Source organism: Acinetobacter sp. KS-LM10 (assembly GCF_036896575.1).
Taxonomy (GTDB): Bacteria; Pseudomonadota; Gammaproteobacteria; order Pseudomonadales; family Moraxellaceae; genus Acinetobacter; species Acinetobacter avistercoris.
In genome coordinates this window covers 2,621,527-2,647,064 of record NZ_CP145906.1, presented here as the reverse complement: position 1 = coordinate 2,647,064, position 25,538 = coordinate 2,621,527, and the positions used below count along the sequence as shown (strand labels likewise).

Sequence of the window (25,538 nt, the reverse complement as noted above, 5' to 3'; positions counted from 1 at the left end):
TTGATATTTTTCCCCCGCCAAGCTGGGTGGGGATTGTTGGTGTTTTTTGTCAAAAATCAGTTTTTCAATCAGCTTAAATCTAGCGTTGCTAAGCATAACAGAGAGTTTTTGGAGTGCTTATAGATAAGGTTGTGGATAACTCAAAAAGCGATGAAAGCCACATTAAAAATAGATTTGGAAATATTTTGTATGAAAAAATATAGTCGACTCAGCTTGATCGTTTGCTTTACTCGCGAGACTGGGTTGTTCGATATTTTGAAAAAGACACTATAATTCAATGGCTAATAAAAAATAACAAAATGCTACGCTCGTGTATCAGTTTGGTGAACAGCATCTTGTTTACAATGTAAACGTGTGTATATTGCAAATCATAGCGTGTTAATTCTGTGAATATTTAGACAGATTAGACAGACACCTTAACAAATATAGGGGCAGCATATGAGCCAAGAAGAAAAGTTACCAAAGATTTTGATCGTTGAAGATGACGAGCGTCTTGCACGTTTAACGCAAGAATACCTTATTCGTAATGGTTTAGAGGTTGGGGTAGAGCCTGATGGTAATCGTGCGATTCGTCGTATTATTGCTGAGCAACCAGACATGGTTGTGTTGGATGTGATGCTGCCAGGTGCTGATGGTTTGACCGTTTGTCGTGAAGTTCGACCACATTATCATCAACCGATTCTCATGTTGACTGCGCGCACTGAAGATATGGACCAAGTATTGGGTCTAGAAATGGGTGCAGACGATTATGTGGCTAAACCTGTTCAGCCGCGTGTGCTTTTAGCACGTATTCGTGCATTGCTTCGTCGTACAGACAAAACACCGGAAGATGAAGTGGCTCAGCGTATCGAATTTGATGACCTTGTTATTGACAATGGTGGTCGTTCGGTGACCTTAAATGGTGAGTTGGTTGACTTTACCAGTGCTGAATATGATCTCTTATGGTTGTTGGCATCAAATGCAGGGCGTATCCTGTCGCGTGAAGATATCTTTGAGCGTCTTCGTGGTATTGAATATGACGGACAAGATCGTTCAATCGATGTTCGTATTTCGAGAATTCGTCCAAAAATTGGCGATGATCCTGAAAATCCAAAACGTATTAAAACAGTACGTAGTAAAGGTTATTTATTCGTAAAAGAAACCAACGGGATGTAATCCCGTTTGGTTGCGTCTAGTGCAACTCACCAAGGTTACCTACGTGTCTAAACACAGTATCTTCCTGCGTATATACGCAGGCCTCGTTATCTTGGTTGTTCTTGTAGCGATTTTTGGTTATTTGCTCATTCAAGTGATTAACTATCAACGAGCTCAAGAATACCGAGAGTCTTTAACTGATGGCGTGGCTTATGTTATTAGTGAGGGAGTTGCACGACAGCAGACCGAACAACAAAAAATGGATTGGATTTCTGATGCTTCAACGCTCTTAGAACTTCCCATTTATTATTTGGACTCCAATAAGATTGATTTATCTCGTGCAGAGCAAAAACGAATAGATAACCGTCAAGCGGTGGTTCGTTATGATGCTGATCAAGGGGTGGCTTATCTTATTATTGGTTTGATTGGTGATCCAAGTCATTTGCTTTATATCTATATAAAGCTAGACGGTTTGGGTGAGCGCCAAATGAAAGCGTTGCCCATCTTTGTCATGGATTATCTGGTTTATTATCCTGGGCAAGAAAAAGAATACTTAAAGAAAATTCAAAAGCACTTCTCTTATAAGATTGATATTCAGAATATTTCACAATTGAGTTTGGACTCTGAGCAAATTGGGCGATTGCGCTCAGATCAGGGTGTGATTCAATATCAAGACAGTGCAACTGCACGAGGCACCACGATTTCAATCCTTTCTCCTATGCCAAATGCGCCTGGTGAGATTTTGGTGATGGGGCCAGTACCAATGTTCAATTGGATGCCATTCCAATTGGCAGCGGGGATCACCTTACTGAGTATGTTTATACTGTGTATGGGGGTTTACGGTTTAATTGTGCCGATGCAGCGCAAACTGAAACAGGTGAATAATGCCTTAGACGTTATGCAGAAAGGCGAAATGTCAGTTCGTGTCCCTGTCGAGGGTTATGATGAAATGGCAAGTTTGGCCTCTAGTTATAACAATATGTCTGATCATATTCAGCGTTTAATCGAAGCACAGCGAGAACTCATGCGTGCGGTGTCGCATGAGCTGCGAACGCCAGTAGCACGTATTCGTTTTGGTATGGAAATGTTGGTTGATGAAGAAGATTATGAATATCGTCAACAACAAGTGGATATGATCGATAAAGACATTGAAGCATTAAACACTTTAATTGATGAGATAATGACCTATGCCAAGCTTGAACAAGGCATGCCTTCACTGGATATAGAGCAAATTGTTCTATTTGAAGTGTTGGATCAAGTGGTGATCGAAACCGAGGCACTCAAAACCAATAAAGAAATTCAATTGGTGGCTCCACCTGCAACGTTGCTTGTAGATGCTGAGCGTCGTTATTTGCATCGTGTGGTGCAAAACTTGGTGGGGAATGCTGTGCGCTACTGTGATGATAAGGTTGTCGTCAGTGGTGGTGTGACCGAGCAGGGGATGGCTTTTATTTGTGTTGAGGATGACGGCCCAGGTATTCCTGAAGAAGACCGAGATCGAATCTTTGAAGCTTTTGCGCGTTTAGATGATAGTCGAACACGTGCATCTGGAGGCTATGGTTTGGGACTGTCAATTGTGAATCGTATTGTGTATTGGTTTGGCGGAACGATTAAAGTCGATCAAAGTCCAAATTTGGGAGGAGCACGCTTTACCATGGAGTGGCCAGCTCGTCGTTTTAAAAAGAAAAAAGTAATTTAGTTTCTGAATTTTGATCTCATTTTTTAAAGTTCAAGTTAAAGTTAGGCTTGGGTGAAAAAGATCTGTTTAGTCGAAAAACAAAAAAAGTGCCATGAGGCACTTTTTTTATGGTTGAAAGTTTTAGCTGCTTATTCGTAAATATGAAATTACGAAGGTTTACTCATAATTGTTTGCATCAGGCTCAATGATGCGTTTTCCTTCTCTAAGCGCTGCCAAAGCATCTTCATTAAAGTCGATCAATAAACTGTTATTTTGCGCATCAATTTTATATTTGCTCATGATTTTTTGATCGCCATTAATCGTCTCAACAGCATATTCATCGGCAATGTTGAGAATACCATCTAGATTTGTTGTGGTTGATGCTAAATCTTGACGAAAAATTTGATAAATATCTCGAAGGTCAAAAATGGCATTACTCGCATCAGGATGTTTTTTAATATAGCTTTCTAAATGACGAATGATCAATTGCGCAAATAAGAAATAATTAGGTTTGTGAGTGAATTCTAATGTCATATATCGTTATCCTTATTTCAGGTGACTTTTCGAGTTTTAGATAGTAATACCACAAAGAATTAGTGCTTGCTCAAGGTGTTGCAAAAAAGACACAAGAAATCAAAAATATGATGCATAAGTTGGCCTCTTCACAACTGTGAATAGGAGATTGTTTTTAAATTGAGTCTGCGGGTTGATTAAAAAAACAACATGAATGACGAATTTGTTATTTCTCTGGAAAATAGTTAAAATAAATAGAATTGATAATGAAAGGGCTTTTTGTTTTATAGATACATATTTTTCAAAAAAGATAGTCGCTAAAATCGGCTAAAAAACTCTTAACCCGAGAAAAAATAATAAAAGTGATTATATTGATTTGTAAAATCGATTAGCTGCGGATGGAATAGGATCAAAACCAATTAAATTAAATATCGTTTAAAAAATCATCCTAAAGACTAAGTTGTATAAGCTAGCAAGAGACGTCATCAATCAGGTACAATTGGCGGGATTAATTTTGTGTTTGGTGTATTCGAAGGCCAATACATACATTCTTTGTTGATAAATAGGCCTGCCAGGAGTTATCCCCGCATGAGTGCCATTACTCCATACGATTGGGCTATTATTGCCTTCGTGATCGGCGTTACTTTTTTATGCGTCTTTATGCTTACAGTTCCATTACTCCTTGGGGGTAAATCATGGGGCCGTGCTAAGCAAGAGCAGTTCGAGTCAGGCGTAGTTGGTGCTGGTGGTGCACGTATTCGCTTGTCTGCAAAATTCTATCTGGTTGCAATTTTCTTTGTCGTATTCGACTTGGAAGCACTTTATCTATATGCATGGGCTGTTTCAGTTCGTGAAGTAGGCTGGATAGGTTTTATTACAGCAGCTGTGTTTATTTTAGTTTTACTTGTTGGTTTGGTTTATGAACTGTCTACTGGTGCATTAAATTGGGCACCTTCAGATAAGCGTAAAGCAGCAGGGATTAGAGCTAAAATTGGTTCACCGAATATGGACCTCTCAGAAATTACTCGCTTCAATAATATTGAGGAGTTGGTGATTGATCCTACAGGTCAAATCCCAGCACAATCATCTGGTCGTGTGAAAACCTCACAGACTACATCATCTGATAAGGAGTAATACGGGATGAAATACACATTAACCCGTGCGAATCCGGATGCTGATCAATATCCACTTCAAGAGCGCCAGATCGTAACTGATCCGCTAGAAGACGAAGTGAATAAAAATGTGTTTATGACTCGTTTAGAGGATTTAGCACATACAGCAGTAAACTGGGGGCGTAAGAACTCAGTTTGGCCGTTTAACTTTGGTACATCATGCTGTTACGTCGAGTATGCAACGACGTTGACGGGTGTACATGACTTGTCACGCTTCGGTGCGGAAGTTATTCGTGCTTCGCCTCGTCAGGCAGATTTGATGATCATTGCAGGAACATGCTTTATTAAGATGGCACCTGTAATTCAGCGTTTGTACGAACAAATGCTTGAGCCTAAATGGGTGATCTCAATGGGTGCATGTGCAAACTCTGGTGGTATGTACGACATTTATTCTGTTGTACAGGGTGTCGACAAAATCATTCCTGTTGATGTCTATATTCCAGGTTGCCCACCACGACCTGAAGCTTTGATTCAAGCTTTAATGTTATTACAAGACCAAATTCAACTCGAACGTCGTCCGCTTTCAGCGGTGATTGGTGATGATCTTAAGCCGATATATAAGCCAAAGATGCAGCCAGAACGTGACCGTAAAAATGCTGAACGTATTGCGGTGAAAAATTTGCGTTCTATGGATGAAATTAAATAATTTAAACGCAAAGTATTGATGCACCGAGTTGGGTGTAATTGTCGTTTTTATTGAATAAATTTGAATTAAATAGGAAGCCAAGCCAATGGCTGAAACTGACATTGCTATGCCAGAATCAACTCCAGTTGATTCACGCCCTGCATTTGCGATTGTAGAAGATCTCAAAACCAAATTTGGTGAGAACTTCTATGTGCAAAAGACGTTTGAAGATTTTCCGACAGTCTGGGTCGAGCGCGCACGTGTACAAGACGTTTTAATGTTCTTACGTACAGTGTCACGTCCTTACGTGATGTTGTTTGACTTGTCTGCTACAGATGAGCGTTTACGTACCCATCGTGACGGTTTACCTGCGTCCGACTTTACAGTGTTCTATCACTTACTGTCATTAGAGCGTAATTCAGATATTCGTATTAAAGTTGCGTTGTCAGAGAGTGATCTTAATCTCGCGACTGCAACCAACATTTGGCCAAATGCCAACTGGTACGAACGTGAAGCTTACGATATGTTCGGGATCAATTTCGAAGGGCATCCGATGCTCCGTCGTATTTTGTTACCAACCTATTGGGAAGGTCATCCACTTCGTAAAGAATACTCGGCACGTGCGACTGAATATACCCCGTATATGCAGAACCAAGCCAAGCAGGATTTTGAGCAAGAACATTTGCGTTTTGTACCCGAAGATTGGGGTCTAAAACGTGGTAATGAAGATGAAGACTTCATGTTCTTGAACTTGGGTCCGAACCATCCATCTGCGCACGGTGCATTCCGTATTATTTTGCAGTTAGATGGCGAAGAAGTAAAAGACTGTGTGCCTGACATTGGTTATCACCACCGTGGTGTGGAAAAGATGGCTGAACGTCAAACTTGGCATTCATTTATCCCGTATACAGATCGTGTCGACTACTTAGGTGGTTGTGCGCAGAACATGCCTTATGTCATGGGTGTGGAGCAATTGGCGGGGATTACCGTTCCTGATCGTGCGCAATGTATCCGTGTGATGATGTCAGAATTGTTCCGTATCAATAACCACTTATTGTTTATTGGTACAGCGATTCAGGATGCTGGTGGTATGACCCCCGTATTCTATATGTTTGCGGATCGTCAAAAAATCTATGACGCGATTGAAGCGATCACCGGTTACCGTATGCATCCAGCTTGGTTCCGTATTGGCGGTACTGCGCACGATTTGCCAAACAACTGGCAGCACCTCATTCGCGAAATCCTTGAGTGGATGCCGAAGCGTATGAATGAATACTATACTGCTGCATTACGCAACTCAGTATTCATGGGACGTACGCAAGGTGTAGCGCAATATGACGCTAAATCTGCATTGGCTTGGGGTGTAACAGGTACGGGCTTACGTGCGACAGGTATTGATTTTGACGTTCGTAAATATCGTCCATACAGTGGTTATGAAAACTACGACTTCGAAGTACCTCTAGAATACGAAGGCGATGCTTACGCACGTGTGATGGTGCATTTCCATGAAATTAACGAATCATTGAGAATCGTTAAGCAATGCTTGGATAACATGCCATCTGGTGCTTATAAAGCAGATCATCCGCTGGCTGTTCCACCACCAAAAGACAAAACCTTGCAAGATATTGAAACTTTGATTACGCACTTCTTAAGCGTGTCATGGGGTCCTGTCATGCCTGCTGGTGAAGCATCTGTAATGGCGGAAGTGGTGAAAGGGGCGTCGAACTACTACTTGACTTCAGATAAGTCAACGATGAGTTACCGTACTCGTATTCGTACACCGACCTTCACGCATTTACAGCAAATGCCTTCTGTGATTAACGGCAGCTTAATGTCTGACTTGATCATTTATTTAGCGACAATTGACGTCGTAATGGCTGACGTGGATCGCTAAGGGGTAAACGCATTATGATGATTTTGACTGATAAAAAACCACGTGTGAATGTTGAAGGGATTTTGACTGCGGACGAAATTCACGAAATTGAACATCACATGAGTCACTATCCGTACCCACGTGCAGCATCTTTGGATGCTTTAAAGTGTGTACAACGCCGTAATGGCTGGGTAGATGATGCACAGATGCATGCAATTGCTCAAATCTTAACGATTAATCTTGCAGATTTAGAGGGTGTAGCCACTTTCTATAACCGTATTTACCGCCAGCCTGTGGGTCGTAACGTCATTTTACTATGTGATTCGATCGCATGTTTCTTGATGGGTGCGGAAACTTTGGCTGAAGCTTTCCAGCGCGAACTCGGTATTCAATTTGGTCAAACGACAGCTGATGGTCGTTTCACGATTTTACCGATTTGCTGCTTAGGTAACTGCGATAAAGGTCCAACCTTGATGGTGAATGAAGACACTCACGGCTTGGTTGAAGTTTCATCGGTGAAGCAGCTCTTGGAGAAGTATGTATGAATACTGAACCAAAACCAATTTATGGCGATGGCAATCCAGAAACACATCCATTGACTTGGCGTTTAAGCAAACAAGAGTCTGTACGTAGTGCAGATGATTACGAAGCGCTTGAAGGTTATGCAGGCTTTAAAAAAGCAATTGAACTTAAACCTGCAGAAGTTTTGGATGTGATTAAAGCGGCGACTGTAAAAGGTCGTGGTGGTGCAGGTTTCCCAGCAGGGATTAAATGGTCATTGATGGCGCCAAATGATGGCGGTCCTCGTTACCTGATCTGTAATGCCGATGAAATGGAACCAGGGACCTTTAAAGACCGTTTGTTGATGGAAAAACTTCCACATCAATTGATTGAAGGGATGCTGATTGCAGGTTATACCCTAGAAGCGACTCAAGGTTATATCTTCATCCGTGGTGAATACATCGAAGCTGCGCAATACTTAAATGAAGCATTAGATCAAATTCGTGCCAAAGGTTACTTAGGTGAAGACATTCTGGGAACAGGATGGAATTTTGATTTACACGTACATACAGGCGCAGGGCGTTATATTTGTGGTGAAGAAACCGCATTAATTAACTCGCTTGAAGGTCGTCGTGCAAACCCACGAACCAAACCACCATTTCCACAAGTTGCTGGTGCTTGGGGACGTCCTACGATTGTGAATAACGTAGAAACGTTCAACAACTTACCTGCGATTATTTTACGTGGTCCAGAGTGGTACGTTGGTTTGTCTGAAGGTAAGTCGAAAGATCCAGGCACAAAAATCTACGGTGCGTCGGGTAAAGTAAAATTCCCGGGTCTTTGGGAGCTTCCATTCGGTACAACCGCACGTGAAGTAATCGAAGATCACGCAGGTGGTATGCGTGATGGTTTGACTTTAAAAGCATGGTTGCCAGGGGGTGCATCAACTGACTTCTTGGCTGCTGAGCATATTGATCTTCCTATGGATGCGGAAAGCATCATGAAAGCAGGTTCTCGTTTAGGAACATGTTTATTGATGGTTGTAGACGAAACTCAATGTATGGTTTCAGCAACACGTAACTTAGAAGAATTCTTTGCACGTGAATCATGTGGCTTCTGTACACCTTGCCGTGATGGTTTGCCGTGGGCAGTGAAAGCGCTGAAAGCACTTGAAGATGGTACAGGCAAACAAGAAGATATCGACCACTTACAAGAGCTTACGCGTAAGCTTTGGATTGGTAAGACCTTCTGTGCGCATGCTCCAGGTGCGATGGAACCATTAATGGGTGCACTCAAACATTTCCGTGGTGAATTTGAAGCGAAGGTTGTTAATGCCGCTGCTCAAACTCACCTCGCAAAACAAGCTTAAGGAATTCGACTATGGCTACAATTCATGTCGATGGAAAATCGTACGAGGTTGATGGCTCGGAAAACTTGCTACAAGCATGTTTGTCTTTGGGTCTAGATATTCCGTACTTTTGTTGGCATCCATCCTTAGGTTCTGTCGGTTCTTGCCGTCAATGTGCCGTTACTCAATATGCGAACCCAGAAGATACACGCGGCCGCTTAGTAATGTCATGTATGACCCCAGCATCTGACAATTCCTATATATCGATTGAAGATAAAGAAGCAACGGAATTCCGTGCATCGATTGTTGAATTCTTAATGACCAACCACCCACATGACTGTCCAGTCTGTGAAGAAGGTGGTCACTGTCATTTACAAGATATGACAGTCATGACTCAACATGATCGCCGTCGTTATCGTTTTACCAAACGTACGCATCATAACCAAGAGCTTGGCTCATTCATTTCACACGAAATGAACCGTTGTATCGCATGCTATCGTTGTGTGCGTTATTACAATGATTATGCTGGTGGTACAGACTTTGGTGTGTATGCAAGCGCATCACGTGTTTACTTCGGTCGTCCAGAATCAGGTACTTTAGAATCTGAATTCTCTGGTAACTTGACAGAAGTTTGCCCGACAGGTGTGTTTACAGATAAAACCCATTCTGAACGTTATAACCGTAAATGGGACATGCAGTATGCGCCAAGCGTATGCCAAGGCTGTTCTTCAGGTTGTAATATTTCTCCGGGTGAGCGTTATGGCGAATTACGTCGTGTTGAGAACCGTTTTAACGGTGAAGTAAACCAATACTTCCTTTGTGATAAAGGTCGTTTTGGTACGGGTTATGTGAACCGTGCAGATCGTCCACGTCAACCTCAATTCCGTTCTAATGCAAATGTAGAAACTGTTTCTGTAGATCAAGCGCTTGATACTGTGATTGCCAATATTCAAGGCAAAAAAGTATTAGGAATTGGTTCACCACGAGCTTCGATTGAATCGAACTTTGCACTGCGTGAATTGGTGGGTCAAGAGAACTTCTCTACCGGTCTTTCGCAAAAAGAGCAAAACTTAGTTGAATTAGCAGCGTCAATCATGCAAACCGAAGGGGTGTATAACCCAGGAATGCGTGAAATCGAAAGCTATGATGCTGTTTTGATTTTAGGTGAAGACTTAACGCAAACTGCGCCACGTATGGCATTGTCTGTTCGTCAAGCGGCTAAAAATAAAGCCAAAGAAATGGCTGCAGAACGTCGTACCCAAGAGTGGTTAGCAGAACCGTTACAGCGTATTGCACAAGATGCTAAATCTCCGATTTACATTTTGGCAGCAACTCAAACACGCCTAGCAGACGTTGCAACAGGTGAAGTGGTTGCTTCTCCGAATGATATCGCACGTTTAGGCTTTGCAGTTGCAGCAGCAGTTGCGGGTGAAAACATCCTTGGTTTAGAAGATGATGCAAAAGCATTTGCACAAAGCATTGCGGAAGCATTAAAAGCAGCGAAAAAACCACTGATCATCTCTGGTACAAGCTTACAAGATCCAGCGATCATGGAAGCGGCTGCACAAGTTGCACAAAACCTAGGTGCTCATGCTGGCTTAACGTTGACTGTTCCTGAAGTGAACTCGATGGGTCTGGCAATCTTTGGTGGTCAAAGTCTTGAGCAAGCATTTGCACAAGATTATGATTCGATCATCGTGGTTGAAAATGATCTTTACCGTCGTTTACCTGCAAAACAAGTCGATGCTGCTTTAGCGAAAGCGCAAAATATTATTGTGCTAGATCATTCTGAAACTGAAACTGTGAAGAAAGCGACTGTTGTACTTTCTGCTGCAAGTTTTGCTGAAGGTGATGGTACTGTGGTTTCGCAAGAAGGCCGTGCACAACGTTTCTACCAAGTGTATGACCCAAGCTACTATAAACCTGAACTCGCAATTAAAGAATCTTGGCGCTGGTTACATGCAATCGAGACCGGTGTGAAAGGTCAAATGATTTCATGGACATTACTGGATGACGTGATTGAAGCAGTTGCAAAAAATGTACCTGCTTTAGAAGCGATTCAAGATGTTGCACCAGATGCTGGCTTCCGTGTGCATGGTTTAAAAGTTGCACGTGAACCACGTCGTTACTCTGGTCGTACGTCTATGCGTGCACCATTGACTGTTCATGAACCTAAACAACCGGTGGATAAAGATTCTGCATTAACATTCTCTATGGAAGGTTATGTAGGTAATCAAACACCATCAGCACTTGTACCATTTGCATGGTCTGCAGGTTGGAACTCTCCACAAGCTTGGAATAAATTCCAAAACAAAGTGGGTGGTTCACTAAAAGGTGGTGATTCGGGTATTCGTTTATTCGACCGTTTGGCAAAACGTCCAGTGCGTACTTTTGTTGCGCCTCAACCCGTTATTGTGAATGCTGAAAGCTTCCGTTTAGTGCCAATGCACCATATTTTTGGTTCTGGCGAATTTACGGTAAAAACACCAGCGATGGAAACACGTATTCCTGAAGCGGTCTTTGCGGTAGGCGAACAAGATGCAGCTCGTTTGAATGTTCAAGACGGTCAGAAAATCACTGTGAAAGCAGGGGATACGTCAATCGTTCTTCCAGTTCAAGTGATTGAATATTTACCTACAGGTTATATTGGTTACCCAATTGGTCTCGCACCGACGGTATCTCTTGCTGAGCCTGTATCAGTCGCGGTAGGAGCATAATTCATGGAACAAGAATTAATCCGTCAAACGCCGCTTTGGGCTGAGAACTGGCAAATTGCCTACTCAGTTGTTCAAGCGATTGTGATCTTGCTGGTTGTGGTATTGATCGCAGCGTTGATGTCTTTTATTGAACGTCGTTTACTTGGCCTCTGGCAGGACCGTTATGGTCCTAACCGTGTAGGTCCAGGTGGTATGTTCCAGATCGTTGCAGACATGTTGAAAATCATGTTCAAAGAAGACTGGACGCCGAAGTTTGCTGATAAATTGACTTTCCGTTTAGCGCCAGCAGTTGCAATGGCAACCGCTGTACTGTCGTTCATGGTTATTCCTGTATCACCTTATTTAGGTGTTGCAGACATGAGCATCGGCCTATTGTTCTTTATGGCAATGGCGGGTATCGCTGTTTACGCAGTCCTGTTCGGTGGTTGGTCTTCAAACAACAAATATGCATTACTGGGTGGTCTACGTTCTGCCGCTCAAACAATTTCGTATGAAGTATTCTTGGGTATTTCATTGATGGGTGTAGTCGCGATTGCTGGCTCATTCAACATGCGTGAAATTGTAGAAGCGCAGCGTGATGTTTGGTTTGTGATTCCACAGTTCTTAGGTTTCTTAATCTTTGTGGTTGCGGGTGTAGCGGTAACGCATCGTCACCCATTTGACCAACCAGAAGCGGAACAAGAATTGGCGGAAGGTTACCATGTCGAATACGGTGGTATGAAGTGGGGGATGTTCTTCGTTGCGGAATACGTCAACGTGGTTCTGATCTCAGCTTTAATCGTGACATTATTCTTTGGTGGCTGGCTAGCGCCGTTCAACCTAGAAATTTCATTTATCCCACCAGCTTTTTGGTTCATCATTAAAACTGCATTCTTTGTCATGATGTTTGTCTTGGCACGTGGTTCGTTAATGCGTCCACGTTATGATCAAGTGATGAACTTTGGTTGGAAGATTTGTTTGCCTTTGGCGTTGGTCAACTTGTTGGTGACTGGTGCTGTGATTCTTCTGAATCAAGCGGCCTAAGACAGCAAGGAGTAGGAAATGTATAAAATTCTAGCTGGGTTCGGGTCAATCGTACGTTCACTGTGGATGGTTTTCTCGCACGTGACACGTAAACGTGACACTATTTTATATCCAGAAGTCAAAGGTGAAGATATCGTTCCACCTCGCTTCCGTGGTCGTATCGTGCTGACACGTGACCCAGATGGCGAAGAGCGTTGTGTTGCATGTAATTTATGTGCGGTTGCGTGTCCTGTGGGCTGTATCTCTTTACAAAAAGCAGAAAAAGAAGATGGTCGTTGGTATCCGGAGTTTTTCCGTATCAACTTCTCACGTTGTATTTTCTGCGGTATGTGTGAAGAAGCATGTCCAACGACTGCGATTCAAATGACACCTGACTTTGAGTTAGGCGAGTATGTACGTCAAGATTTGGTTTATGAGAAAGAAAACTTACTCATTTCAGGTCCTGGTAAATACCCAGATTACAACTTCTACCGTGTAACAGGTATGGCTGTAACAGGTAAAGACAAAGGTCAGGCTCAACGTGAAAGCGCGCCTGTGGATGTACGGAGCTTATTACCATGATGTGGCCATTTTATTTGATGGCACTTGTGGCCATCGTTTCGACAATCCGTGTTGTAACCAATGCGAATCCTGTGCATGCGTTGTTAAGTTTAATTGTGTCACTTTTAGCCGTTGCTGGTATTTTCATGATCGTCGGGGCGCCATTTGCTGGCGCGCTTGAGATCATTGTTTATGCTGGTGCGATTATGGTGTTGTTCGTATTCGTCGTGATGATGTTAAATCTCGGCGAACATACGGTAGAACAAGAGCGTAGATGGTTAAGCTCTGATGCTTGGGCATATCCAGCACTCATGAGCTTCCTGATGGGTCTTGTTCTGGTTTGGACAATGACATCAGAATACAGTGTTTCTGGTCCACTGATGGGCACAGAAGTTATCGGTCCTAAAGAAGTTGGTATAGCACTCTTTACACAATATTTATTATTGGTTGAAGTTGCCGCGATGTTATTGCTTGCAGCCTTGGTTGCAGCATTCCATTTAGGTAAACGTGCACCAAGTGCAGAAGGGGAAAAAGAATAATGGGTAATATCCCTTTAGAACATGGTTTGATTGTTGCGACCATTCTTTTTGCACTCGGTTTTTACGGTGTGATGGTACGACGCAATCTACTCTTTATGTTAATGAGCCTTGAGATCATGATGAACGCAGCAGCACTTGCGTTCGTACTTGCTGGTAGTGCATGGGTACAACCAGATGGTCAAATTATGTTTATCTTGATCTTGACTCTTGCTGCGGCAGAGGCCTGTATCGGGCTTGCGATCGTCCTTCAGTTCTACCATCGCTTCCATCATTTGGATGTAGATGCTGCTAGTGAGATGCGCGGATGAGTTTATTAGCACTAACAATTTTATTTCCGCTCATTGGTTTTGTCCTTTTAGCGGCAGGACGTAATAAACTTCCTGAATCAGTCGCTGCCATTATTGGTGTAGGCTCAGTCGGTCTATCTGCATTATTTGCTTTGCTTGCAGGTATTAATTTCATCAATAGTGGTGAATCTTCACAAGTAACCCATCTTTGGACTTGGTTTAATGTGGCTGGTTTTGCACCAGGCATGAGCTTGCACTTAGATGGTTTATCTTTACTCATGCTTGGCATGGTGACAGGTGTGGGTTTCTTAATTCACATTTTTGCATCATGGTATATGCGTGGCGAAGAAGATTTTGCACGTTTCTTCTCTTATTTCAACCTGTTCGTTGCCAGCATGTTGCTGCTCGTATTGGGCGATAACTTAGCGTTATTGTTCTTGGGTTGGGAAGGTGTAGGTCTGTGTTCATATCTATTGATTGGTTATTACTACCAAAACCCATCGAATGGTCTTGCGGCAATCAAAGCATTTACGGTTACTCGTATTGGTGACGTATTCTTGCTGATTGCTTTGTTCTTAATTTTCCAACAATTTGGAACCTTGAACATCGCAGAGATCGTAGCGAATGCGCCACAAGTCATGACGCAAAGCTCTTCATTGACCATTTGGACTGCGCTTATGTTGTTCTTGGGTGCTGCAGGTAAGTCTGCACAAATCCCATTACAAACATGGTTGGCAGATGCAATGGCAGGTCCTACGCCTGTATCAGCATTGATTCATGCTGCAACAATGGTCACAGCGGGTATTTACCTGTGCTGCCGTATGTTCTCTGTATTTGAAATGGCACCTGAAGTAATGGTGTTTATTTCGATTACTGGTGCAGTGACGTTGATCGTTGCTGGTTTTGCTGCCTTGGTTCAAACAGACATTAAACGTATTCTTGCTTATTCTACAATGAGTCAGTTGGGTTATATGTTTATGGCGGTGGGCGCAGAAGCATACCAAGCTGGTCTGTTCCATATGCTGACGCATGCATTCTTTAAAGCATTATTGTTCCTTTCATCAGGTGCAGTGATTCTTGCATTCCATCACGAACAAAACATTTTCAAAATGGGTGGCTTGTTCAAGCACAATAAATTCTTATTTGCTTGCTTCGCGATTGGTGGCGGTGCCTTGGCAGCGATTCCATTCCTGACCATTGGTTTCTTCTCTAAAGATGCAATCTTGGCAGCTGTTTGGACACAACAACATATCGCAGGTATCCCAGTCTTCAACACATTGTATTGTGTGGGTGTAGCTGGTGCATTCTTAACTTCAATTTATACATTCCGTCTCATTTGGATTGTATTCTTTGGCGAAGAAAAAACGGCATACCATGAAATTAAGGGCGTGACCTACTGGTTACCTTTAGCGATTCTTGCTGTTTTGTCTACAGGTCTTGCTATCGTGCTTAAAGCACCCGTTATGAGTATCTTAAATGCTGCGCAAATTCCAGCATTTGTGATTCCAGAAGCTTTAGAAGCAGGTGCACATAGTGCTGAGCATGTTGCGATTGCAATTGCTCTGGCTGGTTTAGTAATTGGCGTGATTTTATTTGCATTTGCATATAAAGCAGTTCAAGCCTTTACGCGTACTTGTTTCGGTGCTGGTCTTGTTAATATCTGTCGTAATGCGCTTGGTTTTGATGCGTTATATGACATCGTATTTGTAAAACCATACCTGCTTATTGCTAAAATTTTAGGACGTGATCCTATTGATGGTTTGTGGTTAGTATTACCTGCAATTGTTAAAGGTGGTCATAGTTTCACAAGTTCACGCCAAACCGGTTCTTTGCGTAATTACGCATCGAGCATGGCATTCGGTATCGTCATTTTATTGATGATTCTGATCGTGACTCAGATCGTGGGGAAATAACATGGAAAATCCAAACAACTGGTTTTTACCCGCGCTGATCCTTGTACCGTTCATTGCTGGTTTTGTGTGTTGGTTGGTTGATAAAGTCGACGAACATCTTCCACGCTATATTGCTTTATTCGGCATGCTGATTACATTAGGCTTGACTGTTGCTTTATGGCAAAGTGGAACATTTAGCTATCAAGTAGGTGCTGCGGCACCATCTTGGTCAGCAGAATTTTATGTTCCTTGGATTCAATCTCTGGGGATTAACATTCACTTGGCTGTGGATGGTTTATCACTGCTTATGGTGGGCTTAACGGCATTGTTAGGTGTACTGGCAGTAGGTTGTTCATGGGGTGAAATTCAAAAGAACGTTGGTTTCTTCCACTTAAACCTTTTATGGTCTTTAGGTGGTGTGATCGGTGTATTCCTAGCGATTGACATGTTCCTCTTCTTCTTCTTCTGGGAGATGATGCTGGTTCCAATCTACTTCTTGATCGCACTTTGGGGTCATAAAGGAGCAGATGGTAAATCGCGTGTTTATGCAGCGACTAAATTCTTTATTTATACGCAAGTTGCTGGTTTGATCATGCTTGTTGGTATCTTAGGTCTGGTGATCTATGGATATGCAATGACGGATCAAATTGCTTTTGGTTATAACCATTTACTCAGTGTAGCCAATACACTTGATGCAAACCCTCAAACAGCCTCGATTGCTTTTGCATTTATGATCTGTTTGTTTATTGGTTTCGCAGTAAAACTTCCAGTGTTCCCTTTACACGGTTGGTTACCAGATGCGCATGCACAAGCACCTACAGCAGGTTCTGTAGACTTGGCAGGTATTTTGATTAAAACTGCTGCATACGGTCTATTGCGTTTTGTTATTCCATTTTTCCCAGTCGCTTCTGCACAATTTGCAGACGTCGCGATTATTCTGGGTTTAATTGGTATTTTCTACGGCGCTTGGTGTGCTTTCCAGCAAACCGATATGAAGCGTCTATTGGCTTACACATCTATTTCACATATGGGCTTTGTATTACTCGCGATTTACGCAGGTAATATTTTAACATTCCAAGGCTTAATGATCATGATGTTGGCACATGGCTTGTCATCTGCTGCATTGTTCATTATGTGTGGTCAAGTCTATGAGCGTTTACACACACGTGATTTACGTTTAATGGGTGGTATCCGAGGTCAATTCCAATATTTACCTTTCTTCTTGATGTTCTTCGTTGCAGCGTTAGTCGGTATTCCTGGCTTGGGTAACTTTATTGGTGAATTCCTGATCTTAATGGGTTCATTTGGTCGTTTCCCAATGTTTACGATTATTGCAGCGATCAGCTTAGTGTTTGCAGGACTATATGGTTTAATCCTCATTCACAAAGCATTGTTTGGAACACCAAACGAAGAGCAAAAACAACACTATGCAAGCCCATTAAAAGACTTGAATGCGCGTGAGCTTAGTATTTTGTTAATTTGTGCTGTTGGTCTTTTATGGTTGGGTCTATATCCGCAAACATTCCTTGATATTTCAAACTCAAGCATGATGTGGATTGCAAACAGCTATATCCCAGTACAAGAAGTTGTTGATGTGACAGAACAAGTCGTATTACAACAAAATGTGGAGATGCAATAAGTCATGAACTTCACAGTTTCTTTTTCTGAGCTAATGCCATTGGCTCCAGTCATGATTGTTGCGTTGACAGCAATCGTTGTCATGATCTTGACTGCAATTAAACGTAATCATAATTTGATTGCGACAGTATCAGTGATTGGTCTAAACCTTGCCTTGTTAAACATTCTATATAGTTTGTTTATGGGGCCACAGGTTTCTCCAAACGTAATGAACTTATTTATGGTGGATCCATTCTCACTGTACTATCAAGTCATTATTTTGCTGGCTGCATTAGCATGTTGTACCTTGTCTCACGCTTATATTGAAACGTATAAAGACAATCGTGAAGAACTTTATCTATTGATGTTGATCTCTGTTTCAGGGGCAATGTTAATGGTGTCAAGCTCACACTTTGTATCGTTCTTTATCAGCTTAGAATTAATGTCTATTCCTGTTTATGGTTTGATTGCTTACACGTACCAACGTGGCAACTCACTTGAAGCAGGCGTGAAATACTTAGTTCTTTCAGCAACCGCTTCTGCGACCTTACTCATGGGTATGGCGTACATGTATTCAGTATTAGGCTCATTGTCTTTTGCTGGTCATGTCGATGGTTTAGTTTGGACGCTAATTAATACACGCGATCCTGCTGTTGAAGCGGCATTACAAGCCTATTTACCACAGTATGGTGCGCAACTGGTTTCAGTATTTGGTATTTTGGGTCTAGGCTTAATCATTGCGGCTGTCGCGTTTAAATTGTCACTTGCTCCATTCCATAAATGGACACCAGATGTTTATGCTGGTGCGCCAGCACCGATTGCAACGTTCTTGGCAACAGTTGCGAAAGTTGCAATGCTTGGGGTATTTGTACGTTATTTACTGTCTTCAGGCGTATTGAACATTGAATCGATCAATACCGTGTTGATCGTGATTGCTGTGATGTCTATTTTGGTGGGTAACTTACTTGCGGTTAAGCAAGTGAATGTCAAACGTATTTTGGCTTACTCTTCAATTGCACATTTTGGTTATTTAATCTTGGCCATCGTTTCAATGTCATTTTTAAGTTTAACCTCAGTGAGCCTATATATATTGACTTATGTATTGACGACGATTGGTGCCTTTGGTGCAGTCGCGTTGATGTCTAGTCCATATAATAATAGTGACGAAGCTGAAACGCTGGCAGATTACCGTGGTTTGTTCTGGCGTCGTCCAGTATTGACTGCAACATTGACGGTGATGATGTTGTCTTTAGCGGGTATTCCGTTAACTGCTGGTTTCATCGGTAAATTTATGCTGGTGATGACGGTTGTTTCAGGTGCGCATTGGTTCTATGCGGCAATGATTATTATCGGTTCGGGTATTGGTTTGTACTACTACCTACGTGTCATGATTGTGATGTATATGACACCGCCAGATGTTCCACGTATCGATGCAGATAAGCATTGGGGACAGAAAGTCGGTGGTATCATGGTACTTCTTGCTGCACTCGCTGTATTGGTGATTGGTGTTTATCCAGATCCAGTAATCGCGATTGCGCAAAATGCTCAAATGATCGCCCCTTTACAGGCAATTATTCGATAATCTGAAAATCCTGTCGTGATTAACAAAAAAAGCCCTCATTGATTGAGGGCTTTTCTTATTTCTTATATAAAAAACATTTATAATAGTGGAAATTTACTTTTATGTTTTAGGTGTTCTCCCGTGCCCATTCAAGAAATCCGTCATCCGCTCATTCGTCATAAATTAGGTTTATTGCGTCGTGCAGATATCAGCACCAAGAACTTCCGTGAACTTGCTCAAGAAGTAACGATGCTTCTCACTTACGAAGCAACCAAAGATTTACAGATTGTTGATCACGAGATTAATGGTTGGAATGGTAAAGTGGTTGTCGATCGTATTGCAGGCAAAAAAATAACAGTTGTCCCGATTCTACGTGCAGGTATTGGCATGTTAGATGGCTTTTTAAATCTCATTCCAAGTGCCAAAGTATCTGTATTAGGTCTTGAGCGTGATGAAGAAACGCTTGAAGCGCGTACTTATTATAAAAAGTTAGTCCCTGATGTTCAAAATCGTTTAGCAATGATTATTGATCCAATGTTAGCAACAGGTTCATCACTGGTTGCAGCGATTGATGTGCTTAAAGCAAGTGGTTGTAAAGACATCCGTGTGATGGTATTGGTTGCGGCGCCAGAAGGGATCAAGCGTGTAGAAGCAGCACATCCAGATGTAATTATTTTTACGGCTTCAATTGACCAAGGTTTGAATGAACAGGGCTATATCATTCCAGGTCTGGGTGATGCAGGCGATAAAATCTTCGGTTCAGTTCAAAAAGATTAATTTAAGATTTTGAGCAAAAAAGGAGGCTTCTGGCCTCTTTTTTATATACTGTTATTCAAATGCTTAAACAATAGGGCAACGATCATGAAGTTAGAATATCAATTCGGTAAAGTGGTTAAATATAATCCAGAGAAAGGTTTTGGTTTTATTTCTATGGCTGGAGAAGATGTTTTTTTCCATATTTCTGATTTTCCAGAAGGCGCTGAAGAAGAGCCTAAAAGAAATGATAAGGTTAAATTTGTGCTTGAAGAAAATGGGGAAAAACTCAAGGCAACGCGTATCGAGAAACTTGATCCAAACCCTGCAAAAACCAAGCAAAGAAAAATTTTGCAACATAACGAAGCCATTACGACAGATTTGTTGTCAAAATTTCTAAGATAATGATTTAAGACAAAATAAACAGAAGGATGAAGATTCAATTTCAGTCCAAAATTTATCTTTGTCTTAAACTAAGTGATTGAATCGTTATTGCTTTTGTGTCTGTACAAAAAGATTAAAACGTGATTAAAATACAAAGGAGGCGGGGGAGCCTCCTTTGTATTATTGCGTGTCTTTAAAAATTTTAAAATTTTGATTCTTATACATTGAATTCAAGCGGGACTGGGGAAGTTTATGTTTTACAGGGGAGTATTACATACGTATGATTCTGAAAATAAAGTCGGAACAATATATATTGATGAGCAAAAAATAACAGTTCACTTTAATTTAAAAGATCTACCAAACTCGATCATTCAGCCGCAAATTGGGGAGCGGGTTAAATGTATTCTGGTCGATGAAGCGAATGATAAATATGCAAAATATATTGTCCGTTTAGACAATAAAAATGCTCGAACTGAGCAGAGTTCTGTTCAAAGCCAAAGCTCGAAATTAGCGAAGACTTCTAATGTTTTATTAAAAGAAAAAAACCGAAAAGAATCTACTCAAAAATCTGTTATTAGCCAAGCTGATGAAGGTGTTACGAAACAGGTTAACGTTATTGCAAAACCTCAAGTTAAACAAACAGCAATTCAAAATGTTGAAAAGCAATCAGCCAAAATAAAACAAAATATTGATTTAAAGCCAAAGATCGATCTAAATGAAACTTTTAAAGTTAATGAGCAGCATCAAACAACTGAGGCGTTTCATTCACCACAAAGTCTTCAATCAAAATTGATTTTACAAAATGCTGAAAATGAACTGATCAGAAAACTGTTGAGTTCAAGTCTCGAACAATCAAATAAGGATGATTTAGAGCAGACAACACAGGAGATAGATCATGGCTCAGATTTAAAAATAGCAGAAGAAAATAATCAACTAAAATCTGAAAATCCGCATGCTGAAAGCACTGAAAGCACTGAAAGCACTGAAAGCACTGAAAGCACTGAAAGCACTGAAAGCACTGAAAGCACTGAAAGCACTGAAAGCACTGAAAGCACTGAAAGCGTTCAAGAGTTTGAATTAAATTATGAAGCATTAAATACCAAGCAGCCGAATCTTATTGAGTCTACTGTGCAACATGATGAAAGGGCGCGAGATAATTTTGATGATGAAAAAGATTCAAATCTCCCTTTTCCACTTGTAGAATTTGAATTAAATTTTGAGAAACTTTCGGACTTACAAAATTTAAATATTCATAGTGAAGTTGATCAGACTGAAGAGACTGCATTCGAACAAAACGATGCTGCGAATGCGCAGCCTGCTGAACCAGAAGAGTTTGAACTTGATTTTGGTCGTTTAGCAGTACAGCAAGTAGATAACCATAAGCAAGTTAATCATACAGATTCTTCTGGAAACACAATCACTCAAGCGAATAATGATGGCTTTATCAATGAACAGCATGAAAATGAAAGCTTAAAAATTAAAAACCAAAAAGCTGACAATGATGTCATTCCGGAATTTGAATTAAATTATAAAATCTTAAACTCAGGTCAAGTTTCGTCAGAAACCGATCTCCAAATTCCTGTTGAAAATGAAAAAATAGAACAAAACAAACAGGATGAAGCGTTGAGTTCTGAATTTTTCAACATTGAATTTGAACTCGATTTTGATAAACTCAATAAGGACTCGGTTATTTTTGAAGGGGAAAATAGTCCAGAACAATCTTCTGAAGAGTTAAAAAAAATATCTTTTGAAGACGTTGAGTTGTTTTCTAATGCGGAGCTAGCAGTCGCTAAGGAGAGCAAGGTTTTACATAAATCAGCAGTTCCAGTATTGCCGCTTGCGAACAGAGTCCATACTAAAGATGGGGAATATTTTTCAACACAACCTAATATTAAAAAATTTGAACGTTGGAAAGAATCAATGCTATCTGCATCAGCAAATTCGACCAGTGACAAACATTATTTTCAAGGACAGCTTAAAGCTCCAGATCCAGCAATTGTTGATGCGATTAAGAAGAAAAATTGCATTCATTTAACGCAAAAGAAAAATGTGAGTTCAAGTGAAAATCAGTTTTCAACTGTTCAAAATAAAAGTTTAAAGAATAAAAAACGACAAAAAAGGACAAAGATATTGAACTTTACAGTTATGTCGGTCATCGCGGCATTGGTATTGGTGAATGGAAGTATGTGGGGATATCAAAGATTTCAACAATATAAGTCTGAGCAACAGGCTAAATTAACGATTTATATGCTTGAGCAAGAACAAAAAATAGAAGAGCAACGCCGTTCACATGGAAATTAATCGGACGAGCTTCTATCAGATCAGGCTTTGCAACAGTTGTCAGGTGTGAATCATTTGTTAGGATCGGATCAAATAAAGCATTGTCATAGTATATAAAAAAGCCCAAATAATATGGGCTTTTTTATATTTTGAATTTAACGGTTAACAAAATTATTTATCAAAAATAATTTAATGATTCACCACAAATTATTCATCACAAAACTTCATAAAGGCTTTTAAGCCAGGTCCTTTATATTTTTGACGATGCACCAACATAAATAAGGGACGAGTTAATTGCCAGAAAGGTGTGCTAATTTCAACCAGTTGCTGTTTTTCTAATAAAGGCTCAATGGCAAGCTTTGAAATACATGACAAACCTAGACCACCCGCCACGATTTTTAGAATCGCTTCATTATGACCCAGTGTCAGGCGAATATTGGCATTTGGTAAGTCTTTTAAAATAGCGTTATCGAAAACTTCACGTGTACCTGAACCTTCCTCACGCAAAACCCATTCGGCATCAATAAAATCTTCAATCGTTACTGGTCGATTTAATTGTGCGATTGGATGATTAGGTGAACAACACACGGCAAGTTCATCATCACGCCAATGGATCGATTGTAATTGAGGTAAATGACATGAACCTTCAATTAACGCCAAATCTAACTGGAATTGATTTACCGCTTCGATCATTTGACGTGTATTGCCAACCTGTAGTTGTAGATGAGCTTGAGGTTGAGCTTGTAGAAAATTCGCCATTAAGTCTGGCATTAAGTAATCACTGATGGTGAGCGTGGCTCCAATGCGCAAATCAATACTTTGTAATTCACCTTTGGCAGCCTGTTCAAAAGACTCACAACGACCCAGAATTTCGAGCGCTTGAGGAAGCAAGAAACGACCGAGATCATTTAACTGTAAACGTTTACCTAAGCGATCAAATAACGGTGCGCCTAAACCATCTTCCAGATCTGCCAAAGCCATACTCGCAGCACTTTGAGTCAGTCGGACGGCATCGCTCGCCTTCGTTACAGTACCTTCTTGAGCAACGGCTACAAAAACTGCCAATTGGCGTAGTGTCATGCGCATGGATGAAGCCTTAATGTGAAAAAATATTAATAAATTACTGGGTCATGCTACCATGAGCAGAGTCTATCGTGCCACGTAGAAATTATGTCATTTGAGAAATTTAGCCTAGAAAAAGTTTTGTCTGTACATCGTTGGACCAGCACATTGTTTAGTTTCACGATGACACGGCCTGCACATTTTAAGTTTACTGCAGGCCAATTTGCCCGTATTGGTTTGAAAGTGGGTGATGGTCTCGTTGTACGTGCTTATTCTGTGGTGTCTTCACCGTTTGATGAGACTTTAGAGTTTTTCTCTATTGTTGTACCGGATGGTGCTTTTACATCTAATCTTCAACACTTGAAAGTTGATGATGAACTTTATTTAGAAAAAATACCTTATGGGTTTTTAACACTGGCGCGTTATCAATTGCCTGCACCACATGACTTATGGTTATTGGCAACAGGAACGGGGCTTGCGCCTTTTATTTCGATGTTACAAGATTTTGAAACTTGGCAAAAGTATTCCCAGATTAATCTGGTATATAGCGTTCGTACAGCATCGGAATTGGCTTATTCAAAGCGTATTGAAGAAATCGTTGAAACTTTTGGCGAAGGCCATACAGGTTTTAAATTCATTCCGATTATTACCCGTGATCCTGAAGCACCTTTACATGATCGTTTACCGATTTTGATTGAAAATGGTCAATTAGAAGAAACAGCGGGGCTTTGTTTTAATCCAGCATCAACACATATTATGCTTTGCGGGAATCCTGAAATGGTTGAAGACACGAAAGAGGCTTTAAAAGCGCGTGGCTTAACCATGAACCGTCGTGGTGAAGGTAATATAGCGGTTGAAAATTATTGGTAACGCGATGGGTTTTGAACTCAACGACCAGTCTAAATAAATATTAAGCCTATTCAAATATTAAGCGCGTTCAAATATTGGGCTAATTCAAATTATTCTTTTCAATTTAAAACCTCCAAAATGGAGGTTTTTTAATTATTTCAAAAATTAATGCACAAACATGTCCATAAATTGGCGGATTTCTTGAATTGCAGTTTCCACATCACTAGTGAGCCATGTCGGTTCAAAAAGACCTGCATAATGATCCACACGATCATGTGGAACGACTAAGCGAATCGGGCAATCTTCTTCTAAAAGCCGCCAAGGAATAATCGGTACTTCGTTGTCTAAGAACGCCGCAATATTACGAATATCAATAATCATTGCATTGATACACTCAGGGAAAGGCATGACAGAAAACTCTTCCGTCTTTCTACGGAAATATTCTAAGTCACCCCATTTTAAAATATAGCTTGGTTTATTGAATTCAATAATTCCAATCAAATGCTCATCGCGAGTACTATGTAAGTAACATTGATGAGTGACATCTGTGTCTAAATCTAAAGAGACACTTTGCCTCGAATAGGTCATAAAATTCAACAGCGAAAAGATGGGGGAACATATTATAGCCCATTTTGTTAAATTCTTCTGATCTTCTGAAAATTACATCACTACGAATTGATAATGATTATTCACACAAAACAACATAAGTGCTTGTTAGTATAATTATTAGTATAAATAAACTTAATCAACAAAATATAAGTGAGGGTGAATCATGACTCAAGATTTCAATAAGCCGCCCCAAGATCCCAATCATCAACAATCGAATAGAAGAAAACGGATTCCTGTATTTATTTTGATTATTGTCGGAATATTTTTAGCATCGTTTATTTTCTATGTACTTGCTGATCGTAATCCTGAGCAAATTGATCAATCTATTCCTGCAACATCCACCAATGATTCAAACACAGCGACAGCATCTGATGATTCTGCTGTCAACAATACAACGACGGCCATTGCAGAAGATACTGCGACAGCACAGTAGTCGAGTTCATCGTAGAGAAAGCATACAGCCTTAGACATGTTCTAGGGCTTTTTTGTGGGTCTATAATTTATGGATTTAAGCGCTTATGTACATGATATGTAGTAATTATGCAGCATATGGTTGAAAAAGGTTGAACCCAATCTAGAGC

The 25,538-nt window shown here is 40.8% G+C and carries 23 protein-coding genes; 20 read left to right on the top strand and 3 right to left on the bottom strand.

The features are described from left to right. The first annotated feature begins 438 nt into the window (after window positions 1–438). Together bfmR and bfmS are read left to right on the top strand one after the other, a co-directional pair. Window positions 439–1,155 carry a response regulator transcription factor BfmR gene (bfmR, locus tag V5M36_RS11990; protein WP_035267251.1) on the top strand — a complete coding sequence of 239 codons (717 nt, stop codon included), beginning with the start codon at window positions 439–441 and terminating at the stop codon, window positions 1,153–1,155. 43 nt (window positions 1,156–1,198) lie between these two features. Continuing rightward, window positions 1,199–2,833, top strand: a complete 1,635-nt coding sequence (gene bfmS / locus V5M36_RS11985; RefSeq protein WP_338559325.1) for a sensor histidine kinase BfmS — start codon at window positions 1,199–1,201, stop codon at window positions 2,831–2,833. Window positions 2,834–2,989: 156 nt separating this feature from the next. Here the strand turns inward: bfmS and V5M36_RS11980 are convergent, their stop codons facing one another. Next, window positions 2,990–3,346 carry a hypothetical protein gene (locus V5M36_RS11980; RefSeq protein WP_338559323.1) on the bottom strand — a complete coding sequence of 119 codons (357 nt, stop codon included), beginning with the start codon at window positions 3,344–3,346 and terminating at the stop codon, window positions 2,990–2,992. Window positions 3,347–3,913: 567 nt separating this feature from the next. On the opposite strand from V5M36_RS11980, the gene V5M36_RS11975 reads away from it, so the two are divergent. From V5M36_RS11975 to V5M36_RS11900, 16 genes are all read left to right on the top strand, one after another. Next, window positions 3,914–4,459 carry an NADH-quinone oxidoreductase subunit A gene (locus tag V5M36_RS11975; protein WP_338559321.1) on the top strand — a complete coding sequence of 182 codons (546 nt, stop codon included), beginning with the start codon at window positions 3,914–3,916 and terminating at the stop codon, window positions 4,457–4,459. Between the two features lie 6 nt (window positions 4,460–4,465). Next, window positions 4,466–5,143, top strand: a complete 678-nt coding sequence (locus tag V5M36_RS11970; RefSeq protein WP_338559318.1) for a NuoB/complex I 20 kDa subunit family protein — start codon at window positions 4,466–4,468, stop codon at window positions 5,141–5,143. A gap of 85 nt (window positions 5,144–5,228) precedes the next feature. Next, the gene (nuoC, locus tag V5M36_RS11965; RefSeq protein ID WP_338559316.1) at window positions 5,229–7,016 is read left to right on the top strand and encodes an NADH-quinone oxidoreductase subunit C/D; all 1,788 of its coding nucleotides are present in this window, start codon (window positions 5,229–5,231) and stop codon (window positions 7,014–7,016) included. Between the two features lie 14 nt (window positions 7,017–7,030). Beyond that, window positions 7,031–7,540, top strand: coding sequence for an NADH-quinone oxidoreductase subunit NuoE (nuoE, locus tag V5M36_RS11960; RefSeq protein WP_338559314.1), 510 nt, complete (start codon window positions 7,031–7,033; stop codon window positions 7,538–7,540). Next, window positions 7,537–8,865 carry an NADH-quinone oxidoreductase subunit NuoF gene (gene nuoF, locus V5M36_RS11955; RefSeq protein ID WP_338559312.1) on the top strand — a complete coding sequence of 443 codons (1,329 nt, stop codon included), beginning with the start codon at window positions 7,537–7,539 and terminating at the stop codon, window positions 8,863–8,865. The genes nuoE and nuoF overlap by 4 nt, the downstream gene beginning before the upstream one ends. A gap of 11 nt (window positions 8,866–8,876) precedes the next feature. Next, window positions 8,877–11,561: an NADH-quinone oxidoreductase subunit NuoG gene (nuoG, locus tag V5M36_RS11950; RefSeq protein WP_338559310.1), complete on the top strand. Its 2,685-nt coding sequence runs from the start codon at window positions 8,877–8,879 to the stop codon at window positions 11,559–11,561. Window positions 11,562–11,564: 3 nt separating this feature from the next. After that, window positions 11,565–12,584, top strand: coding sequence for an NADH-quinone oxidoreductase subunit NuoH (nuoH, locus tag V5M36_RS11945; RefSeq protein ID WP_338559307.1), 1,020 nt, complete (start codon window positions 11,565–11,567; stop codon window positions 12,582–12,584). An 18-nt stretch (window positions 12,585–12,602) separates the two neighbouring features. Next, window positions 12,603–13,145 (top strand): NADH-quinone oxidoreductase subunit NuoI, encoded by a 543-nt coding sequence (nuoI, locus tag V5M36_RS11940; protein ID WP_338559304.1) that lies wholly within the window; start codon window positions 12,603–12,605, stop codon window positions 13,143–13,145. After that, window positions 13,145–13,663 carry an NADH-quinone oxidoreductase subunit J gene (gene nuoJ / locus V5M36_RS11935; RefSeq protein WP_338564189.1) on the top strand — a complete coding sequence of 173 codons (519 nt, stop codon included), beginning with the start codon at window positions 13,145–13,147 and terminating at the stop codon, window positions 13,661–13,663. Before nuoI ends, nuoJ begins: the two co-directional genes overlap by 1 nt. Next, window positions 13,663–13,971, top strand: a complete 309-nt coding sequence (gene nuoK, locus V5M36_RS11930) for an NADH-quinone oxidoreductase subunit NuoK (protein WP_004695395.1) — start codon at window positions 13,663–13,665, stop codon at window positions 13,969–13,971. Before nuoJ ends, nuoK begins: the two co-directional genes overlap by 1 nt. After that, window positions 13,968–15,863, top strand: a complete 1,896-nt coding sequence (gene nuoL / locus V5M36_RS11925) for an NADH-quinone oxidoreductase subunit L (protein ID WP_338559283.1) — start codon at window positions 13,968–13,970, stop codon at window positions 15,861–15,863. The genes nuoK and nuoL overlap by 4 nt, the downstream gene beginning before the upstream one ends. A gap of 1 nt (window position 15,864) precedes the next feature. Beyond that, complete coding sequence (gene nuoM, locus V5M36_RS11920) at window positions 15,865–17,481, top strand: NADH-quinone oxidoreductase subunit M (protein WP_338559281.1); 1,617 nt, start codon at window positions 15,865–15,867, stop codon at window positions 17,479–17,481. Between the two features lie 3 nt (window positions 17,482–17,484). Continuing rightward, a complete protein-coding gene (nuoN, locus tag V5M36_RS11915) occupies window positions 17,485–19,041 on the top strand; it encodes an NADH-quinone oxidoreductase subunit NuoN (protein ID WP_338559280.1) in 1,557 nt (518 codons plus the stop codon). A gap of 120 nt (window positions 19,042–19,161) precedes the next feature. Then, window positions 19,162–19,797 (top strand): uracil phosphoribosyltransferase, encoded by a 636-nt coding sequence (upp, locus tag V5M36_RS11910; RefSeq protein WP_338559278.1) that lies wholly within the window; start codon window positions 19,162–19,164, stop codon window positions 19,795–19,797. Between the two features lie 84 nt (window positions 19,798–19,881). Further along, window positions 19,882–20,178, top strand: a complete 297-nt coding sequence (locus tag V5M36_RS11905; RefSeq protein WP_338559277.1) for a cold shock domain-containing protein — start codon at window positions 19,882–19,884, stop codon at window positions 20,176–20,178. Between the two features lie 231 nt (window positions 20,179–20,409). After that, window positions 20,410–22,458 carry a hypothetical protein gene (locus V5M36_RS11900; RefSeq protein ID WP_338559276.1) on the top strand — a complete coding sequence of 683 codons (2,049 nt, stop codon included), beginning with the start codon at window positions 20,410–20,412 and terminating at the stop codon, window positions 22,456–22,458. A gap of 186 nt (window positions 22,459–22,644) precedes the next feature. Here V5M36_RS11900 and gigC read toward each other — a convergent pair whose 3' ends face one another. Then, window positions 22,645–23,523, bottom strand: coding sequence for a LysR family transcriptional regulator GigC (gene gigC / locus V5M36_RS11895; protein WP_338559275.1), 879 nt, complete (start codon window positions 23,521–23,523; stop codon window positions 22,645–22,647). 84 nt (window positions 23,524–23,607) lie between these two features. Between gigC and V5M36_RS11890 the strand changes: the two genes are divergently transcribed. Beyond that, window positions 23,608–24,369, top strand: a complete 762-nt coding sequence (locus V5M36_RS11890; protein WP_338559274.1) for a ferredoxin--NADP reductase — start codon at window positions 23,608–23,610, stop codon at window positions 24,367–24,369. Window positions 24,370–24,513: 144 nt separating this feature from the next. Here the strand turns inward: V5M36_RS11890 and V5M36_RS11885 are convergent, their stop codons facing one another. Further along, window positions 24,514–24,936: a hypothetical protein gene (locus V5M36_RS11885; protein WP_338559271.1), complete on the bottom strand. Its 423-nt coding sequence runs from the start codon at window positions 24,934–24,936 to the stop codon at window positions 24,514–24,516. A 184-nt stretch (window positions 24,937–25,120) separates the two neighbouring features. Between V5M36_RS11885 and V5M36_RS11880 the strand changes: the two genes are divergently transcribed. Continuing rightward, window positions 25,121–25,390, top strand: a complete 270-nt coding sequence (locus tag V5M36_RS11880) for a hypothetical protein (protein ID WP_338559269.1) — start codon at window positions 25,121–25,123, stop codon at window positions 25,388–25,390. The last annotated feature ends 148 nt before the right edge of the window (window positions 25,391–25,538 follow it).

Bases quoted from the DNA above. Each gene is read 5' to 3' on its own strand.
- V5M36_RS11880 (WP_338559269.1), top strand. From the start codon at position 25,121: ATGACTCAAGATTTCAATAAGCCGCCCCAAGATCCCAATCATCAACAA.
- V5M36_RS11900 (WP_338559276.1), top strand. From the start codon at position 20,410: ATGTTTTACAGGGGAGTATTACATACGTATGATTCTGAAAATAAAGTC.
- nuoG (WP_338559310.1), top strand. From the start codon at position 8,877: ATGGCTACAATTCATGTCGATGGAAAATCGTACGAGGTTGATGGCTCG.
- V5M36_RS11885 (WP_338559271.1), bottom strand. From the start codon at position 24,936: ATGACCTATTCGAGGCAAAGTGTCTCTTTAGATTTAGACACAGATGTC.
- nuoN (WP_338559280.1), top strand. From the start codon at position 17,485: ATGAACTTCACAGTTTCTTTTTCTGAGCTAATGCCATTGGCTCCAGTC.
- nuoH (WP_338559307.1), top strand. From the start codon at position 11,565: ATGGAACAAGAATTAATCCGTCAAACGCCGCTTTGGGCTGAGAACTGG.
- nuoF (WP_338559312.1), top strand. From the start codon at position 7,537: ATGAATACTGAACCAAAACCAATTTATGGCGATGGCAATCCAGAAACA.
- V5M36_RS11905 (WP_338559277.1), top strand. From the start codon at position 19,882: ATGAAGTTAGAATATCAATTCGGTAAAGTGGTTAAATATAATCCAGAG.
- nuoC (WP_338559316.1), top strand. From the start codon at position 5,229: ATGGCTGAAACTGACATTGCTATGCCAGAATCAACTCCAGTTGATTCA.
- V5M36_RS11975 (WP_338559321.1), top strand. From the start codon at position 3,914: ATGAGTGCCATTACTCCATACGATTGGGCTATTATTGCCTTCGTGATC.
- gigC (WP_338559275.1), bottom strand. From the start codon at position 23,523: ATGCGCATGACACTACGCCAATTGGCAGTTTTTGTAGCCGTTGCTCAA.
- nuoE (WP_338559314.1), top strand. From the start codon at position 7,031: ATGATGATTTTGACTGATAAAAAACCACGTGTGAATGTTGAAGGGATT.
- bfmR (WP_035267251.1), top strand. From the start codon at position 439: ATGAGCCAAGAAGAAAAGTTACCAAAGATTTTGATCGTTGAAGATGAC.
- V5M36_RS11890 (WP_338559274.1), top strand. From the start codon at position 23,608: ATGTCATTTGAGAAATTTAGCCTAGAAAAAGTTTTGTCTGTACATCGT.
- V5M36_RS11970 (WP_338559318.1), top strand. From the start codon at position 4,466: ATGAAATACACATTAACCCGTGCGAATCCGGATGCTGATCAATATCCA.
- nuoK (WP_004695395.1), top strand. From the start codon at position 13,663: ATGGGTAATATCCCTTTAGAACATGGTTTGATTGTTGCGACCATTCTT.
- nuoJ (WP_338564189.1), top strand. From the start codon at position 13,145: ATGTGGCCATTTTATTTGATGGCACTTGTGGCCATCGTTTCGACAATC.
- nuoI (WP_338559304.1), top strand. From the start codon at position 12,603: ATGTATAAAATTCTAGCTGGGTTCGGGTCAATCGTACGTTCACTGTGG.
- V5M36_RS11980 (WP_338559323.1), bottom strand. From the start codon at position 3,346: ATGACATTAGAATTCACTCACAAACCTAATTATTTCTTATTTGCGCAA.
- nuoL (WP_338559283.1), top strand. From the start codon at position 13,968: ATGAGTTTATTAGCACTAACAATTTTATTTCCGCTCATTGGTTTTGTC.
- nuoM (WP_338559281.1), top strand. From the start codon at position 15,865: ATGGAAAATCCAAACAACTGGTTTTTACCCGCGCTGATCCTTGTACCG.